Below are 16,879 nucleotides of genomic sequence, written 5' to 3' on the forward strand. Positions count from 1 at the left end.
CCGTCCCGGTACGGGCACGGCTCCCGCACCCCTGCCGGCTCAGGCGGTCAGCGCTTGGCGTGGCGTCCGCGAGGGCCTGCGCTGCCCGGGTCGCCGGGGCCCGCCTGGGTGCCCGGGGTCTCCGTCGCGTACGTGCCGACGCCCTGCTTCCCGGCTTCCTTCTTGGCCTTGGAACGCGCGCGCAGGTACTCGATCGCGATCGGCACGACCGAGACCAGCACGATGGCGACGAGGATCAGCTCGATGTGCTGGTTGACGAAGTCGATCTTGCCGAGCCCGGCGCCCAGCAGGGTGACTCCCACGCCCCAGAGCGTGCCGCCGATGATGTTGAAGGTGATGAACGAGCGGTAGTTCATCCTGCTGACGCCGGCGATGATCGGCGTGAACGTACGGACGACGGGCACGAAGCGGGCCAGCACCAGGGACTTGGGGCCGTACTTCTCGAAGAACTCGTGCGCCTTCTCGACGTTCTCCTGCTTGAAGAGCTTCGAGTCGGGCCGCTTGAACAGCGAGGGTCCGACCTTCCGGCCGAAGAGGTAGCCGACCTGGTCACCGGCGATCGCCGCGAGCGCGACCAGGACGCAGACCAGCCAGAGCGGCTTGTCGAGGGTGCCGGCGGTGACGAGCAGGCCGGTGGTGAACAGCAGGGAGTCGCCCGGCAGGAAGAAGCCGATCAGGAGGCCGGACTCGGCGAAGACGACGACCAGGACGCCGATCAGTCCGAAGGTCGAGATCAGATAGTCCGGGTCCAGCCAATTGGGTCCGAGCGCAAGGGTGGTCACGGGGTTTCGGACTCCTGTGTCGATGGTCGGTCGATCGTCAATTCGGCGTTATCGGCCGCCTAAAGTTATCAACGCCTGCCTCGCCCCCCGCGTTCCGCCCGCTTCGAACACGGTGCGTGGGACAGCGGTGACCATCAATGAGCGGAACACCTCGGCCCGGCCGGATCCGTACGCACCGCGAAGCCTGGGCCTTTTGTTCCCTTTCGCACCTTACGGTGAGCGCGTGTCCCCCGATGCCCCGTCGTCCCCCACTGCCTCGTCGTCCCCCGAGCCCGCCCCGTCGGCCGCGCCCGCTCCCTCCGCCCGCACACTGCTGCCGCTGGTCATCCCCTCGCTGGTGGTCGGCGTGGCCGCCGCCCTGCTCCTGCTGGGCGTGAGCGCGCTCGCGAGGATGCTGCAGGACGTGCTCTGGGGAACGCTGCCCCACGCGCTCGGGATCGGCGCGTACTCCTCGCTCTGGATGATCGTGATGCTCACCGCCACGGGGCTCGCGGCGGGGCTCGTCGTCCGCCAGGTGTACGGGCACGCGGGCCCCGATCCCGCCACCACCGGGCTCGTCGACCGGCCGATGAGCCCCGGCGTGCTGCCCGGGCTGCTGGTGGTCACCACGCTCGCCCTGGCCGGCGGCGTCAGCCTCGGCCCGGAGAACCCGATCACCGCGGCCAACATCGCGCTCACCTACTGGCTGGGCCGCAAGGCCGCTCCCGCCGCGCCGGAGGCGCTGTGGATCCCGCTCGCGGCGGCGGGCACGATCGGAGCACTGTTCGGTACGCCCGTGGCGGCCGCGCTGATCCTGACCGAGACCTTCGCCGGGCGTCCCGGGCCGGGATCGCTCTGGGACAAGCTGTTCGGCCCGCTGGTCGCGGCGGGGGCGGGTGGCCTGACCAGGGTCCTGATCGACCACCCGGCCTTCGACCTCGACCTGCCGGCGTACCCGGGCACCACCTGGAGCGATCTCCTGGCCGCGCTGGTGATCGCGCCGGTCGCCGCCGCGCTGGGCATGGCTGCCGTCTACGCGCTCCCGTTCGCCCACACCGCCTTCACCCGCCTGCGCCACCCCGTCCTGGCCCTCACCGCCGGCGGACTCGTGCTCGGCCTGCTGGGGGCGCTCGGCGGCCGTCAGACGCTCTTCAAGGGCCTGGACGAGGTCAAGACCCTGGCGGCCCATCCCGGCGACTGGTCGGCCGGCTCCTTCGCGCTGATGTCCGTGGTGAAACTGGCCGCGCTGACGATCGCCACCGCCTGCGGTTTCCGGGGCGGCCGGATCTTCCCCGCCCTCTTCGCGGGCGTCTCCCTCGGCCTGTGCGCCCACGCGCTGGTCCCGGCGGTCCCGGCAACGCTCGCGGTGGTGTGCGGCGCGCTCGGCGTCCTGCTCGCCGTCACCCGGCAGGGCTGGCTCAGCCTGTTCACGGCGGCGGTCCTGGCCGCCGACCCGAACGTACTGCCGCTGCTCTGCGTGGCCACGCTCCCGGCCTGGCTCCTGGTCACGGGCCGCCCCCTGATGCAACTCCGCCCGAACGGCACCGCTCTGCGCTGACGCGGCCGCCCGGCGTGCAGGCACACCCCACGGTCTTCCCCATGGGAGCAGTCATGGCCGCAGAGGCGCACAGCGAGTGGCACCCGCTTGCCACGGGCGAGAACTGGACGTCCCCGTCGTGCATGAGTTCTGGCGCCACCACGAGACCGGTGTCTACGCCCCGAGTCCCGAACAGCCGACCCACACCGACAAGCTCGTCACCGGCGTGCCCTTCCCCGTCGACCTCGGTCTGCGCGCTCTGATCGAGGTCTGAACGGCGCCGGGCCGGAGACCGCCGGCGGGCGGGGGCCGAGCCGCCGGCGGGCGGGGGGCCGGGATTCTTCGTATTCTCGCGGAGGGGGACGGGTTCGTCGTGAGGAGATCCGCCGATGCCGCTCCACCGAGGCAGGGACGAGTCCGCGAAGGTCTCGGGGAAGTCCGGCGCCGAGCTGAGCAGGCTGTCGCTCAATCCGTTCTACGGAGAGGCCGATCCGGTCAGCGGCATGACCTCAGCGCCGCCCACGCACCGGCTTCCCGACGGGCCGATCCCGCCCGCCACCGCGTATCAGCTGGTCCATGACGAGCTGATGCTCGACGGCAACTCCCGGCTCAACCTCGCCACGTTCGTCACCACCTGGATGGAGCCCCAGGCCGCGGTGCTGATGGCGGAGTGCCAGGACAAGAACGTGATCGACAAGGACGAGTACCCCCGTACCGCCGAGCTGGAGCGGCGCTGTGTGGTGATGCTCGCCGATCTGTGGAACGCGCCCGATCCGTCGGCCACCATCGGCTGCTCGACCACCGGGTCCAGCGAGGCGTGCATGCTCGCGGGGATGGCGCTCAAGCGCCGGTGGGCCAAACGCAACGCCGGCCGCTACCCGGCGACCGCGCGGCCGAATCTCGTCATGGGTATCAATGTGCAGGTCTGCTGGGACAAGTTCTGCGCGTTCTGGGAGGTCGAGATGCGGCAGGTGCCCATGGAGGGCGACCGCTTCCACATCGACCCGCAGGCCGCCGCCGATCTCTGCGACGAGAACACCATCGGAGTGGTGGCCATCCTGGGGTCCACCTTCGACGGTTCCTACGAGCCCGTCGCCGAGCTGTGCGCGGCGCTGGACGACCTCCAGGAGCGTACGGGCCTCGATGTGCCCGTCCATGTCGACGGGGCCTCCGGGGCCATGGTCGCGCCGTTCCTCGACAAGGACCTCGTCTGGGACTTCCGGCTGCCGCGTGTCTCCTCGATCAACACCTCGGGGCACAAATACGGCCTCGTCTACCCCGGTGTGGGCTGGGCACTGTGGCGTACGCCCGCCGAACTCCCCGAGGAGTTGGTGTTCCGCGTCAACTACCTGGGCGGCGACATGCCCACCTTCGCGCTGAACTTCTCCCGTCCCGGCGCTCAGGTCGTCGCCCAGTACTACACACTGCTGCGGCTCGGCAGGGAGGGCTACCGGGCCGTCCAGCAGACGGCACGCGACATCGCGTGCAGACTCTCGGAGCGGATCGGGGCGTTGGGCGACTTCCGGCTGATCACCCGGGGCGACCAGCTGCCCGTGTTCGCCTTCACCACCGCTCCCGACGTGACGAACTTCGACGTCTTCGACGTGTCACGTCGGCTGCGCGAGCAGGGGTGGCTGGTGCCCGCGTACGCCTTCCCGGCCAACCGGCAGGATCTGTCCGTGCTGCGGATCGTCTGCCGGAACGGGTTCTCCGCCGATCTCGCCGAACTGCTGGTGTCGGACCTGGAACAGCTGCTGCCCGAACTCCGCCGCCAGCAACACCCGCTGGACCGGGACAGGTCCGCGGCGACCGCCTTTCACCACTGACCAGCGGTCATTCCCGGTGAGCCGGAGCATCCGCCGCGCGGTTCCTGCGGCGAGTGCGGGTGCCGGATCACCCTGACCGGCCACGCGATCGAGGACAGCCGGTGCACGTGGTGCCGCGAGGAAGCCGCCACGCTGTCCGCGCCCTCGCCTGCTGTGCCCGATCTCCCGGCCGGGCCGCTGACCTGAACGGGTGCGGACCCACTGCGGGACGACGTTTCACGCTTTCTCCCGTCTTCAGTTTTCCATCACGTTCGGAGCGCCCGCGGGAGGCCGCGAACAGGCAGACGGTCCCGCGTCCCTCTACGGGGTCGTGTCATCAGCTCTCGGCGTGATCGCTCTGATCAGCGCGGTGCTCGCCGGCTGCATCGGTATCGCGCTTCCCCTGCTGTGTGGCAGTCTCGCCGTCACCTTCGCGGTTCTCGGTCTGTCGAAACCGCTCAACCGTGGCCAGTGCACCGTCGGCCTGGCCACGGGCGGCCTCGGCGTGCTCCACCCCGTCTTCCTCCTGGCGACCTTCGGCGGCTGACGCGCTACCGGCTCGACCGATCTTCGGCAGGGGCCAAGGCCCGCGCCGGGCGCCAGGTGTTCTGTCCGGCGAAGCGCGCCCCCGGCCGGAGTGGGCCGTTCCCGGCCGCCGGCCGTCAGTCCCGGCCGCGCGCGGTCAGCCCCGGCCGCCCGCCCGCTCCAGCGCCGCCAGCTCGTACGCCGTCTTCCCGTCGATCGTCTCGCGGATGATGTCGGCGTGGCCCGCGTGCCGCGACATCTCCGTGATCAGCCGCAGCAGCAGCCAGCGCATCGACACCCGGTCGTCCGGCGGCAGCCACGGATCGTCCGGCAGCGGGAAGGTCTCGTCCAGGCTCGCGAGTCCGCGGATGAACGTCTCCGTCGCGTCCGCGACCTTCCGCCAGTACGCGAGCTGTCCCGCGACCGTCTCGTCGCCGACCAGCCGGAAGCTCTCGCCCCAGTTCTCTTCCGTCCGTGGCCTCTCCGGCGGTACCTGCCGGGCCCTGGCGAGCCAGTTCTGCTCGACCTCCGCCGCGTGCTTCAGCAGCCCGGAGAGGGACAGTCTGCTCGCGGTGGGGGTGGTCGCGGCCTGCGCGTCCGTCAGCCCGAGGAGCGTACGGCGGATTCCGGCGCGTTCGGCCTCGAGGGAGGACAGGAGCAGGGCGCGTTCGTCTCCGGGGCCGTCCGTGTGCGCGTGCGTGACCATGGGGTGCCGCCTCTCGTCCGCCGGCTTTTCTCGACCCGTACGACGCTACGCACTCCGGCGGCCGATTTCAGAGCGAGTCGGAACGAGTCGGAGCGAGTGAGCGCGGGCGGCGGGAGCGAGTCAGAGCGCGAACGCCGTGCGGCCGTGCTGGACGGATATCCACTTCTGGGTCGTGAAGACCTCGACGACGTCCTCGCCGTCGAGCCTGCCGAGCCCCGACCTCTTCCCGGCACCGAAGATCGCCAGCGGTTCCGGCCGCACAGTGGAGTCGTTGATGTGGACGATGCCGGCGCCCACGCGCCTGGCGACGCGTATGCCCCGCTCCACATCGGCCGTGTGCACGGCCGCGCTCGGTCCTCCGTGCGGGCTGTCATTGGCCAGCCGTACGCCCTCGTCGTCGCCGTCGAACGGCACCAGCAGCGCCACCGGGCCGAAGATCTCCTGCCGCAGCACCGCGGAGTCCTCGGGCAGGCCGGTCAGTACGGTGGGCTCCACGAGATTGCCGAGCGTACGGCCCCGCACGAGCGCGGTCGCGCCCTCGGCGAGCGCCTGCGCCACGACCGCCGCCACGGCGTCCGCCTGCGCACTGTTGATGAGGGGGCCGATCCGGGTGTCGGGTTCGCGCGGATCGCCGGTCTTCAGCGCCGCGACCTTCGCCACGAACCGTTCGGTGAACTCCCTCTCCACAGCGCGGTCCACCAGGATCCGGCCGGCGGCCGTGCAGATCTGCCCCTGGTGGACGAAGCGGCTGGCCACCGCCGACTCGACGGCGTGGTCGAGCCCCGCCTCGTCCACGTCGGCGAGGACGAGGAACGTGCTGTTGCCGCTCAACTGCATGACGGTCCGCTTGAGATGGCGTGCCGCGACCGTACCGATGTGGCGGCCCACCCGGCCGGAACCGGCGAACGAGATCACCCGGGGGACCGGGTGCTCGATCAGCGCGTCGCCGATCTCCGCGATGTCCGTCACGACGATGTTGAGCAGGCCGGGCGGCAGCCCCGCGTCCTCGAAGAGCCTGGCGACGAGTCCGCCGCCGGTGAGCGGGGAGTTCTGATTGGGCTTGATCACCACGGCGTTGCCGAGCGCGAGCGCGGGCGCCGCCGACATGATGGCCATCGCGAAGGGGAAGCTGCACGGGTTGATGACGCCGACGACACCGACCGGCTGCCGGTAGACGCGGTTCTCCTTGCCACCGGCCGCCTTGGCACCGGTCTCCATGAACCCGGTCTCGTTGCCACCGGTCGCCCTGACCCCGGAACCGGACCCCTCGGCAGAGACCGTCGACACGGGAGGCGCCAACTGGCCGTCGGGAAGCTCCGCGAGCAGCGCCGCCCGCCTCAACTGCTCCTGCGCCGAACTGATTTCCAGCAGCGCCTTCGAGCGCGTGCCGCCCAACTCCTCGGCGATCGCCAGGACGAGGTCGTCCTCGCGCTCCTCGATCAGGGCGACCGCGCGGCCGAAAACCCCTGCGCGCGTGGCGGGTGCTGCCGCTGCCCAGCCGGGCTGCGCCCGCTCCGCCGCCCGGTACGCCTCGTCGACCTCAGCGGTCGTGGCGACGGTGATGGAGGCGAGCTTCTCGCCGTTGTACGGGTTGAAATCGATGATGTCCCACGATCCGCTGCCGGTTCGCCACTCGCCGTCGATGTACTGGTGGCCCAGCTCGGTGAAGTAGGACATGCGATCCCTCACTGTCAGGTACAAGCTCCTGAGATCACGTCATCGTACTGATTTATCAAAGGGCTTGAAGGATCCCGCGCAGGAGATCCCGGCTCTCTTCCGGCCCCGCGCTCTCCTGGTGCAGCCACTTCATGACGCGTTCGTACTGGGCGACCTCCTCGCGTTTGTCCACGTAGAGCGCGCTGGTCAGCTGCTCCATGTAGACGATGTCGGAGAGGTCCGATTCGGGGAAGCTCAGCATCGCGAACGCGCCCGCCTCACCGGAGTGGCCGCCGTAGCCGAAGGGCATCACCTGGAGCGTGACGTTCGGCGCCTCGGAGACGTCGAGAAGGTGCCTCAACTGCCCCTGCATCACGGCCCGGTCGCCGTACGGCCGGCGCAACGCGGCCTCGTCGAGCACCGCATGGAAGCGCGGCGCACGCTCGGAGACGAGAACCTTCTGCCGTTCGAGCCGCAGGGCGACTCTTCGCTCGATCTCGGCGCAGTGCTTGTCGGGGTCGCGCATGCCGCGGGTGACCACGGCATGGGCGTACGCCTCGGTCTGCAACAGACCGTGCACGAACTGCACTTCGTAGATACGGATCAGCGAGGCAGCGCCTTCGAGGCCGATGTAGGTGGGGAACCAGCCGGGCAGCACATCACTGTAACTGTGCCACCAGCCAGCGACATTGGCCTCACGCGCGAGTCCGAGGAGGGCGTCGCGCTCACCCTCTTCCACCACGCCGTACAGCGTCAGCAGATCCTCGACATCCCTGGACTTGAAGCTCACCCGTCCCAACTCCATACGGCTGATCTTGGACTCGGACGCCCGGATCGAGTATCCGGCGGCCTCGCGCGTGATGCCGCGCGACTCTCGCAGCCGCCGCAGCTGTGAGCCCAGCAAGATGCGCCGCACCACGGAACCGCCCGATTCGGTTGCGGTCACGTCTCCAACCCTCCCCATCGCATGACTCATACACGGAGCACCCCCGAACCCCGACTGCCGGATTGTGCCACCAAAACGCTTCAGCGCGTACTCGTTCGATTACGGAAATAACAAGGCTTTAGGAATTGAGCGAAAGTTGCGGTAGGGATAAATGCTTAAGAAGCGGTATCTTCAGGGTTAATTCCGGCACGTGCACGTGCATCTGCCCTTGCATCTGCCCTGCGCATTCGGAACCATAGCCCTCGCGCACCTGCGTGCTCGTTCGTGATGTGACGTGATGTGACGTGATGTGACGTGACGTGGCTCTGAACCACCGCAGTATCGCTACGGCCGCGAATCCCGGGAGTGCCTCGCATGGGGATGAATGGATCGACCATGCTCGAGCCGTTGAGGCAGGGGCTTCCACCGATAGATCCCGCGGCTGCCTCCAGTTCGGCATCGTGCGCTCTGCCCGCCCGCTACGAAGCGGTGCGCGGGGCACGGAAGTTCACCCGCACGACACTCGACCAGTGGAAACTCGGAGAGTGTTTCGACGATGTCTCACTGGTCGTCTCCGAACTCGTCACCAACGCCCTGCGGCACGCGCTGCCCGCCGACACCCCGCGCGAGCGCCCCAGCCCTCCGGTACGGCTGCACTTGATGTGGTGGGCGGGCCGGCTGGTGTGCGCGGTACGTGATCCCAGTTACGCGAGCCCCGAGACGCGGCAGCCGGACGAGACGTGCGCGGCGGAGTCGGGGCGCGGCCTGCTGCTGGTGGAGTCCTACAGCGACACCTGGGGCTGGCACCCACTGGCGGGTTCACTGCACGGGAAGGTGGTCTGGGCGCTGTTCCGGCTTCACTGAGTTCCGAATTCAGCGAGATCCGGCCGCGGTGAGTTCCGGCCCCGGTGAGTTCCGGCCTCGGTCAGTTCCGGCATCGGTCAGTTCCGGCCTCAGCGACGACCGCTCCCGCGATGACCGGATTGCGACGGCCACTTCCTGCGGAATCGCGTCCGGAGCGTGTCGCAGCATGTCGAAGTGCGTTCAGCGGACGGTCGCCAGATGGTCGAACTCGCCATCTTTGACGCCCAGCAGCATGGCCTCTATCTCGGCCGGCGTGTAAACGAGCGCGGGACCGTCGGGGTGGCGTGAGTTGCGTACCGCCACCTCTCCGCCGGGCAGCTTGGCGAACTCCACGCAGGACCCCTGGGAGTTGCTGTGCCTGCTCTTCTGCCAGACGGCATCGTGAAGCTCCGCAGCCGCCATGCCGTTGTAAACGTGGTGCACAGGTAGCTCCCCGAGAGGCAAAGTGCAGGTCTCAACTGACTCGGATCATAGCTGTGTTTTTTCGTGCTACTGCATGAGCAGATGCACGTGCACGCGGGGTGTTCTTATGATTACAGGCCCCCCGTGCCAGCCCGTCCTTGAAGAAGGACGCATATCCCGACGATTCGGCTCCACCATTTTTCAGCCATGAACGGGTAATCATCCTGGTAGCTTGGCGCGGTCTGTCGGACATCGGAATGAGGGGGACATGACGTGCGAAAGCCGGTAAAGGCAAGCGTGGCCGCGGCTGGTCTGGCAGCCGCGCTCGCACTCACGGGATGTGGCGGAGGCGACAGCGGCAACGACGGCGCGGACAAGGCCGGCAGCAGCGCCGCCGCCGATACGAGTCCGGGTACGGCGGCGGACGCGACCCCGAGCGCCGGCGCCCCGGCTTCCGGTTCCGGCCCGGTTTCCGAGACCGCGGAGGCCAAACGTATCGAAGGCGCATGGAAGGGACTGACCGACGGCGGAACCGTCGCGCTCTCCGTCCTGGAGGGCAAGGCCGTGCTCATCGCCGACCAGCATGTCTGCTCGGGCTCCGTACAGGACATGGGTGAGCCGATGCTCGTCCTGACCTGCTCGGACGGCAACACCGACCGCGCCATGGGCGCCATCGAGTCCAACGACGGCAAGACGCTCGTGCTCTCGTGGGGCGCCAAGAAGGACACCCTGAAGAAGGCCGATCCCGCCAAGCTGCCCGGCGGACTGCCGACGAACTTCCCGTCACCCTGACGACCGGCGCCCCGACGACCGGCGCCCCGACGACCGGCCGCCCTCCGGTTCAACAGCGCCCGGACCAACTGCGGTCAGCTCAACCGCGGTCGGCTCCGCAACGCCCGGTTCAACCGCGGCCGGACCGGCGGCACCCGCGCCTCAGCGGCGGTCGATCGGCGGCCTGGCGCCCGGCACGTGAGCGTTGTCCGCCGCCGAAGTGCCGTGCGTCCAGCCCTCGGCGTCGGTCGCGCCGCGCACCCGCGTCGCCACCGTCTCCGGGAACATCCGGTCCGTACGGTCCGCCACCGCCACCTCCCGCGCCGCGAGCACCGGCAGCAGGCCGCCACCGCCGTCGGCGGAGCCGGCTGACTCCGCCGTGACCTGGTCGGTCGCCGCCGCCAGGCGTTCGCCGAGGCGGTGCGCGTACGCCATCAGGAAGGACTGCCGGAACGTCTTCGTCCGCTTACGGCCCGCCGCGCGCTGCGCCGCCTCCGCACGAGTCATCGCCGCAGTGCCCTGCACCAGCAGTGAGGTGTGCAGCAGTTCGACCACCTCCAGGTCGGGTTCGAATCCGACGACCGTGGAGAAGCCGTACGCGCTGTTCCGCACGGCGCGGCAGCGGTTCGCGGAGGCCACGGCGTCGAGCAGGATCGCCTTCGCCGTCTCGTAGGGCGCGTCCACCCCGATCCGGCAGGCGCCCGGCACGTCGCCGCGGTGGGTGCGGTCGGCGAGCAGGGCCTCGTCGATGCTGTGCCGCGCCATCAGTTCCTGCGCCTTGGCGGTCAGCGCCTCCGCCTCCTGCGGATAGCCGGTCGCCTCCGCCTTCGCGAGCAGCGCGCGGATCCGGGTGAGCATGCGCGGCTCGCCCTCGGCGGCCGGCTGGTGCACGGGAGTGCCCGGCACCGGCCCCACGGGCTCGATCGCGGGCAGCCTGGCGAGCAGTCGGTACAGCTCCAGGACGGCGGTGGCGTACGAGAAGCGGTCGGCGCGGTACGGCGCCGGCTCCTGACCCGGCTCGGCAAGCTCGGCCAGCTGCGCGGCCCAGCGCGGAGCGAGCCGTTCGTACGACCGTGCCTCGGCGCTGATCAGCTCGGCGAGGAGCCGTACGTGCGCCTCTTCGAGGTCGCGCCTGACGAGCCGTACGACGTCGGCGGGCTGCCAGCCACGCTCCCAGGCAAGGCGGACGTACCGCTCGCCCCGCGCGCGCAGTTCGGGGTCGGCCGCGGGGTCGGCGGCGAGCAGCGAGGCGCCCGTGTCGAGGCCCTGGCCGCTGTCGCGCTTCGCGCCTTTGCCGGTGCCGGCGCCCATGGCGAGCGCGGCGGCTATGGCCCGGTCAACGGTGGTCTCGCCGCTCATGCCACTGCCTCGGTGTCGCTCATACACCGATGATCCCAGGTCGCCGCCGGGGTCGGAAAACAGTGGGCCGGAAAACGCCGCACTGTCCACAGGCTGTGGATATATGTTGGCGCGACGACGACGAAAAGGGATGAGAGGGCATCAATGGGTGAGAACAAGCGACGCCTGCTGGCCGGCAAGTGGTACCTCCCGGACGACGCCGAGCTGGACGCCGACAACCAGCGCCGTTTCGCGCTCTGCGCGGCGTACAACGCGAACGACGGCACCTCGCACGCCGAGCGCGCCAAGATCCTGACGGAACTGCTCGGTTCCGTGGGCAAGGGCGTCCATGTCCGGCCGCCGTTCTTCTGCGACTACGGCAGCCACATCACCATCGGCGACGGCACGTTCATCAACTTCAACGCGGTGTTCCTGGACTCGGCGCCGATCACCATCGGCGCCGCCGCGCAGATCGGTCCGAACGTCCAGCTCCTGACGCCCACCCATGAACTCGACACCGAGCGCCGCCGGGCCGGCTGGGAGAAGGCCGAGCCGGTGACCATCGGCGACAACGTCTGGCTGGGTGGCGGAGTGATCGTCTGCCCGGGGGTGACGATCGGCGAGAACACCGTGGTCGGCGCCGGATCCGTCGTCACGAAGGACCTCCCGGCCGGCGTTCTCGCGGTCGGAAACCCGGCCCGGGTCATCCGGCACCTCTAGATCCTTTCCGGTGGTCAGTCCAGGGTGGCGCGGCAGGCGAACTCGCACCAGACGACCTTGCCGCGCAGCGGGCGCGCGTGGTCGCCCCAGTCCGTCGCCAGGGCCGTGACCAGCAGCAGGCCGCGGCCCTCTTCGGCCTCCATGTCCACGGACTCGATACCGGTCGGCCACCTCGGCGGCGTACGCGAGGGGTCGCCGACCTCTACGCGCAGCCGGTCTCCGGCGCCCAGCAGGGCGAGGGAGACCGCGCCGCGGGTGCAGCCGCAGAGGCACACGCCGTGCCGGACCGCGTTGGTGACGAGTTCGCTGACCGCCAGCTCCACGGCCGCCGTCAGCCCAGCCCCCACGCGCCACATGGCCAGCACCTCGCGGGTACGGCGACGGGCCCTGGAGGCCGCCTCCGGTTTGTGCGGGAGCGGGAGTCGGGTGAGGGGCAGCCAGGGACGACGGCGCGGGTCGTACGCGTCGTGCACAAGTCCATTGTCAGTGAGCATCATTACTCTCGGACATTCGTAGGTCACCGAAAGCAACCATGGTGCCCGAGAGGAGTGTTGCCGTGCTACACCATCAAACGGGTCCGACGCCCGTTCAGCCGGTCGCCGCGTCCGCCTCAGACCAGGATCACCAGCTTGCCCGGCGCGTGTCCCGCCTCGCTCGTTTCCTGCGCCTTGGCGGCCTCTGCCAGCGAAAACGTCCCGGCGACGCGCAGTTTGAGGGTTCCGTCCCGGACGAATCCGAGGCTCTCGGCCAGCCTCTTCCTGCGCACCTCGGGCGTCGGCGCACCGCTGGTGAATGTCACCCCGAGCTGGGGTGCACTCATGTCGGCGATGGTGACGACCCGGTCGGTGGTGCCGCCGCGCAGCTCGATGGAGTCGGGCAGCGCGCCCTGGCCCGCCGCGTCGAAGACGGCGTCCACGCCCTGCGGAGCCGCCGCACGCACGCGCGCGACGAGACCGGTCCCGTACGTCACGGGAATCGCGCCGAGGGAGCGCAGGTAGTCGTGGTTGACCTCGGAGGCCGTACCGATGACAGTGACGCCCCTGGCCACCGCGAGCTGCGTGGCCACGGCTCCGACCACGCCCGCCGCGCCGTGCAGCAGCAGCGTCTCGCCCTCGCGCAGTCCGAGCAGTTCGAGGACGCGCAGGGAGGTCTCGCCGGCGGTCGGGAGGGCCGTGGCCTCGGCCCATTCGAGGTTCTCGGGCTTCTGCACGACGACCTCGGCCAGGGAGTACTGCGCGTACGCGCCGGTGGTGGACCAGCCGAGCACTTCGTCGCCGACGGTGAGATCGGTGACTCCCTCGCCGATCTCGTCGATGATTCCGGCCAGCTCGATGCCGGGTACGGCGGGCAGCGGCGTGGGGAAGACCTCTTCCATCCATCCGTGGCGGATCTTGGTGTCCAGCGGGTTGACGCCCGCCGCCCGCACCACGACCCGGACCTGCCCCGGGCCCGGATGCGGCTCTTCGATGTCCGTGAGGTGCAGTACGTCGGCAGCGCCGAACTCGTCGAAAACGACCGCTTGCATATCAGCCTCCACAGGGGACGGGGCGCGGGACGGGATGCGGGAAGGAACGCGAGACCGGGTGCGGGACGGAATTGGGGACGGGATACGGGTCGCGCGCCGCGGGGCACGCCGGAATCAACTTTCCCCCCATGCGGTCCCGTCCGCCGTTCGGCTGGGCCGGACGGGCTGGTGATACCGGTGGCGCACGGATTCCGCCGGGTCCCGCCCGATGTCAGACCCGCCTGCGAGACTCGCTCACATGACCGGACGATGGGCCCTCGCGGCGGCGGAGGGCGGAGGCGCGCTGCTCGCTCCGCTGGACGCGGACGGGCGTCGCGCCGGGCCCGTGCTGCGGGAGCCCGATCTCGTGGCGGCGGTCAGGTCGCGGCTGCCCGAGGTCGCGCGGTGGGTGTGGCGGGTCACCGGCGAGATCTACCCGCGGCTGCTGGCGGCCGGGGTGCGGATCGAGCGGTGTTACGACATCGAGGTGGCGGAGCTGTTGCTGCTCGGGCACGAGGGCCGGCTCGGCGAGCCCCGTTCCGCCGCCGCTGCCTGGGCCAGGCTGCGGAACGCGCCGGTGCCGCCCGATCCGCCGGCGAGGTCCGCCGCGCCCGGCTCGCAGTCCTCGCTGTTCGAACCGCCGGCGGGGGCCGAGATCTCGTTCGAGGCGCTGCTCGACGTGTACGCGGAACAGCAGCGCCGCCATGCGGCGGCCGAGCATCCGGAGCGGATGCGGCTGCTCACGGCCTCCGAGTCGGCGGGCATGCTGGTGGCCGCCGAGATGCACCGCGACGGACTGCCGTGGCGCGCGGACGTGCACCGCGAGGTGCTGCACGAGCTGTTGGGCGAGCGGTACGCGGGCGGGGGCGAGCCCCGAAGACTGGCGGAGCTGGCCGACGAGGTGTCGGAGGCGTTCGGGCGGCGGGTGCGGCCCGACCTGCCGGCCGATGTCGTGAAGGCGTTCGCCGGTGCCGGGATCAGGGTGAGGTCGACCAGGCGCTGGGAGCTGGCCGAGATCGACCATCCGGCGGTGGAGCCGCTGATCGAGTACAAGAAGCTCTACCGCATCTGGACGGCGAACGGCTGGACGTGGCTCCAGGACTGGGTGCGCGACGGCCGCTTCAGACCGGAGTACCAGCCGGGCGGCACGGTCTCGGGCCGCTGGACGACCAACGGCGGCGGCGCGCTGCAGATCCCCCGGGTGATCCGGCGTGCGGTCGTCGCCGACGAGGGCTGGCGTCTGGTGGTGGCGGACGCCGCGCAGATGGAGCCCCGGGTGCTGGCCGCGATCTCCCGTGATCCGGGGCTGATGGAGGCGGCGGGACAGGGCGACGATCTGTACACGGCGCTCTCCGACCGCGCGTTCGCGGGCGACCGCGAACACGCCAAGCTCGCGCTCCTCGGCGCGATCTACGGCCAGACGTCCGGCGACGGGCTGAAGAATCTGGCGGCGCTGCGCCGGAGGTTCCCGCTGGCCGTGGCGTACGTGGACGACGCGGCGCGGGCCGGCGAGGAGGGCCGGATCGTACGGACCTGGCTGGGCCGTACCAGCCCGCGCGCGACCGGGGCCGAGGAAGAAGGGGAGGCCGGCATTCCGCAGGGAGCCGACGGATCGGGTGGAGCGGACGGCTCGCCTTCGGACGACGACCGGTCTTCCGCCGGGTACGGCTCGTCGTCCGGCGCCCGCGCCCGTGGCCGCTTCACGCGCAACTTCGTGGTGCAGGGCAGCGCGGCAGACTGGGCACTGCTGATGCTGGCGGCGCTGCGGCGGGCGCTCTCCGGGATGCGGGCGCAGTTGGTCTTCTTCCAGCACGACGAGGTGATCGTGCACTGCCCGCGCGAGGAGGCCGAGGAGGTGACGGAAGCGATCCGTGCGGCCGGAGAGCTGGCCGGGCGGATCGCCTTCGGGCGGACGCCGGTGCGGTTTCCGTTCACGACGGCGACGGTGGAGCGGTACTCCGACGCGAAGTGACGAGCGAAGTGACGACGTGAAGTGACGACGCGAGTGGACGACGCCGTGTCCGTGGCCGCCGTCAACCGACCGGGGACGTATCGCCCGCTCCGGCTTCGGCCGGGTCGGCCGGGCGGCCGTGGACGAGCCATTTCTCGCTGGTCGCGATCGCGTTCAGTTGCTCCAGGGAGAGCGCGGGCTTCACGCGGGTCGCCGGGCCCTGTTGGAAGGCGCCATTGGTTTCGGAGACCGACACGCGCAGCCCGTCCGGCCGGATGGTGTCGGCGATCCACCTCACCATGCCCGCACCGCCCTTCTCCCCCGGCTTCCTGCTCGTGAGGAGCTTCGTGCCGTCCGGCAGGACGACCGTTCCGGCAGTGAACAGTTCGCCCTCGACGTCCTGCATCCGGGGCTGCACATTGATCTCCACCCGGGTCGGCCCCTTGCCGTCGTCCACCACCGCGAAGGCGTAGGCGTTTTCCTGGGAGCCACGGTCGATGATCTTCAGTCCGCCGGGGAGCAGCGAAAGGAAGGTCTTGCCGACATCGACACCGTCCGTACCGCCGGCGCCGTCCGAGCCCGGCCGGACGGTACTGTCCGCGCCCTGGACCGGTCGGGGCAGTCGTTTCAGCGCGTCCCGCCAGACGTCCGACGTGACCAGTTTCCGCAGCGCCGCCGGGCCCAGCGGAGGATCGGTACGGGAGATCTCGGCACCCTTCTCCGCCGGGGCGTTCCACTCGGCCGCTTCGACCTGGTAGCCGTCCGCCGTGAACAGCACGGCCCGCCACCGCTTCGTTTCCACGCGCCGGTCAGGGTATTCGTAGCCCTGGTACACCATGAGCTGGTCGCCGCCCGGCAGCTTCGTCGTGGTGCAGTGCTCGTCCCGCTCAGACTCGTCCGAGCAGGTCGTGGGCGTGAACCGGCCGGACACCGCGGCTACTTGGTCCAGAGAGAAGATCACGGCCGCCTTGCCCTTGCCGTCGTCGTACACGGCCGAGACCGTCGTGCTCCGCACCGAGCCATCGGGGCCTTCCGACACATCGGTCAGTCTGGCGGGAGCGAGCAACCGCGCGAGGTCGTCGAAGAGTTCCTTCCGCGTGACAGGGCCGGTCGGTGCCACGTCCCGGGACGCCACGCTTGCCTGGCCGTTCCCGCCGTCGCCCCCTCCCAGCAGCCCTCCCGTCCAGGCGCCGCCGAACCCCACGGCGGCCAGCGCGAGCAGGCCGCCCGCCGCCGCGGCCGTACGCCGAGCGGCCAGTCGGCGCCGGCCGCGCGCGAGGGCGCCGTCGACCAGGGCGGACCGGTCCGCGGGCTCGAACGTGCCGCCGGTCTGCCGCAGCGCCACGGCCAGTCCGTCGTCGTAGGTCTCTGCCAAGGTGTCTTCAGGGTCTTCAGAGGGCATGCCACATACCGC

At 70.4% G+C, this 16,879-nt stretch carries 17 protein-coding genes; 8 read left to right on the forward strand and 9 right to left on the reverse strand.

Translation table 11 applies throughout. The features are described from left to right. Nucleotides 1-47: 47 nt before the first annotated feature. Nucleotides 48-782, reverse strand: a complete 735-nt coding sequence (locus ACIP6N_RS21015) for a DedA family protein (protein ID WP_401817503.1) — start codon at nucleotides 780-782, stop codon at nucleotides 48-50. A 223-nt stretch (nucleotides 783-1,005) separates the two neighbouring features. On the opposite strand from ACIP6N_RS21015, the gene ACIP6N_RS21020 reads away from it, so the two are divergent. The 4 genes from ACIP6N_RS21020 to ACIP6N_RS21035 all read left to right on the forward strand — a co-directional run bounded on the left by ACIP6N_RS21020 (nucleotide 1,006) and on the right by ACIP6N_RS21035 (nucleotide 4,650). Beyond that, on the forward strand, nucleotides 1,006-2,319 hold the full coding sequence (locus ACIP6N_RS21020; protein WP_401817504.1) for an ion channel protein: 1,314 nt from the start codon (nucleotides 1,006-1,008) through the stop codon (nucleotides 2,317-2,319). A 76-nt stretch (nucleotides 2,320-2,395) separates the two neighbouring features. Beyond that, nucleotides 2,396-2,572, forward strand: a complete 177-nt coding sequence (locus tag ACIP6N_RS21025) for a hypothetical protein (protein WP_401817506.1) — start codon at nucleotides 2,396-2,398, stop codon at nucleotides 2,570-2,572. Nucleotides 2,573-2,687: 115 nt separating this feature from the next. Then, nucleotides 2,688-4,124 carry a glutamate decarboxylase gene (locus ACIP6N_RS21030; protein WP_401817508.1) on the forward strand — a complete coding sequence of 479 codons (1,437 nt, stop codon included), beginning with the start codon at nucleotides 2,688-2,690 and terminating at the stop codon, nucleotides 4,122-4,124. A gap of 328 nt (nucleotides 4,125-4,452) precedes the next feature. After that, nucleotides 4,453-4,650: a hypothetical protein gene (locus ACIP6N_RS21035; RefSeq protein ID WP_401817509.1), complete on the forward strand. Its 198-nt coding sequence runs from the start codon at nucleotides 4,453-4,455 to the stop codon at nucleotides 4,648-4,650. A gap of 135 nt (nucleotides 4,651-4,785) precedes the next feature. Here the strand turns inward: ACIP6N_RS21035 and ACIP6N_RS21040 are convergent, their stop codons facing one another. The 3 genes from ACIP6N_RS21040 to ACIP6N_RS21050 form a co-directional block, all read right to left on the reverse strand. Beyond that, nucleotides 4,786-5,334 carry a DinB family protein gene (locus ACIP6N_RS21040; RefSeq protein WP_401817511.1) on the reverse strand — a complete coding sequence of 183 codons (549 nt, stop codon included), beginning with the start codon at nucleotides 5,332-5,334 and terminating at the stop codon, nucleotides 4,786-4,788. Nucleotides 5,335-5,454: 120 nt separating this feature from the next. Next, on the reverse strand, nucleotides 5,455-7,011 hold the full coding sequence (locus ACIP6N_RS21045; RefSeq protein WP_401817513.1) for an aldehyde dehydrogenase family protein: 1,557 nt from the start codon (nucleotides 7,009-7,011) through the stop codon (nucleotides 5,455-5,457). 55 nt (nucleotides 7,012-7,066) lie between these two features. After that, nucleotides 7,067-7,936 carry a helix-turn-helix domain-containing protein gene (locus ACIP6N_RS21050; RefSeq protein ID WP_401817515.1) on the reverse strand — a complete coding sequence of 290 codons (870 nt, stop codon included), beginning with the start codon at nucleotides 7,934-7,936 and terminating at the stop codon, nucleotides 7,067-7,069. Nucleotides 7,937-8,290: 354 nt separating this feature from the next. Between ACIP6N_RS21050 and ACIP6N_RS21055 the strand changes: the two genes are divergently transcribed. After that, the gene (locus ACIP6N_RS21055) at nucleotides 8,291-8,779 is read left to right on the forward strand and encodes an ATP-binding protein (RefSeq protein ID WP_401817517.1); all 489 of its coding nucleotides are present in this window, start codon (nucleotides 8,291-8,293) and stop codon (nucleotides 8,777-8,779) included. Nucleotides 8,780-8,959: 180 nt separating this feature from the next. On the opposite strand, the gene ACIP6N_RS21060 is transcribed toward ACIP6N_RS21055, so the two are convergent. Beyond that, nucleotides 8,960-9,202: a DUF397 domain-containing protein gene (locus ACIP6N_RS21060; RefSeq protein WP_401817518.1), complete on the reverse strand. Its 243-nt coding sequence runs from the start codon at nucleotides 9,200-9,202 to the stop codon at nucleotides 8,960-8,962. Between the two features lie 252 nt (nucleotides 9,203-9,454). Here ACIP6N_RS21060 and ACIP6N_RS21065 point away from each other — a divergent pair, with 252 nt between their 5' ends. Continuing rightward, entirely contained in the window at nucleotides 9,455-9,973 is a 519-nt protein-coding gene (locus tag ACIP6N_RS21065) for a hypothetical protein (RefSeq protein ID WP_401817519.1), read from the forward strand. A gap of 141 nt (nucleotides 9,974-10,114) precedes the next feature. Here the strand turns inward: ACIP6N_RS21065 and ACIP6N_RS21070 are convergent, their stop codons facing one another. Further along, a complete protein-coding gene (locus ACIP6N_RS21070; protein ID WP_401817521.1) occupies nucleotides 10,115-11,311 on the reverse strand; it encodes a DUF2786 domain-containing protein in 1,197 nt (398 codons plus the stop codon). A gap of 144 nt (nucleotides 11,312-11,455) precedes the next feature. Here ACIP6N_RS21070 and ACIP6N_RS21075 point away from each other — a divergent pair, with 144 nt between their 5' ends. Next, the gene (locus tag ACIP6N_RS21075) at nucleotides 11,456-12,010 is read left to right on the forward strand and encodes a sugar O-acetyltransferase (protein ID WP_401817522.1); all 555 of its coding nucleotides are present in this window, start codon (nucleotides 11,456-11,458) and stop codon (nucleotides 12,008-12,010) included. 14 nt (nucleotides 12,011-12,024) lie between these two features. On the opposite strand, the gene ACIP6N_RS21080 is transcribed toward ACIP6N_RS21075, so the two are convergent. Next, a complete protein-coding gene (locus ACIP6N_RS21080; RefSeq protein WP_401817524.1) occupies nucleotides 12,025-12,504 on the reverse strand; it encodes an ATP-binding protein in 480 nt (159 codons plus the stop codon). Between the two features lie 116 nt (nucleotides 12,505-12,620). Further along, nucleotides 12,621-13,535 (reverse strand): NADP-dependent oxidoreductase, encoded by a 915-nt coding sequence (locus ACIP6N_RS21085; protein WP_401817526.1) that lies wholly within the window; start codon nucleotides 13,533-13,535, stop codon nucleotides 12,621-12,623. A gap of 238 nt (nucleotides 13,536-13,773) precedes the next feature. Here ACIP6N_RS21085 and ACIP6N_RS21090 point away from each other — a divergent pair, with 238 nt between their 5' ends. After that, complete coding sequence (locus tag ACIP6N_RS21090; RefSeq protein ID WP_401817527.1) at nucleotides 13,774-15,486, forward strand: bifunctional 3'-5' exonuclease/DNA polymerase; 1,713 nt, start codon at nucleotides 13,774-13,776, stop codon at nucleotides 15,484-15,486. Between the two features lie 61 nt (nucleotides 15,487-15,547). On the opposite strand, the gene ACIP6N_RS21095 is transcribed toward ACIP6N_RS21090, so the two are convergent. After that, the gene (locus ACIP6N_RS21095; RefSeq protein ID WP_401817529.1) at nucleotides 15,548-16,840 is read right to left on the reverse strand and encodes a hypothetical protein; all 1,293 of its coding nucleotides are present in this window, start codon (nucleotides 16,838-16,840) and stop codon (nucleotides 15,548-15,550) included. Between the last annotated feature and the right edge of the window lie 39 nt (nucleotides 16,841-16,879).

The sequence above is a fragment of the Streptomyces sp. NPDC088725 genome (genome assembly GCF_044751305.1).
Classification (GTDB): domain Bacteria; phylum Actinomycetota; class Actinomycetes; order Streptomycetales; family Streptomycetaceae; genus Streptomyces.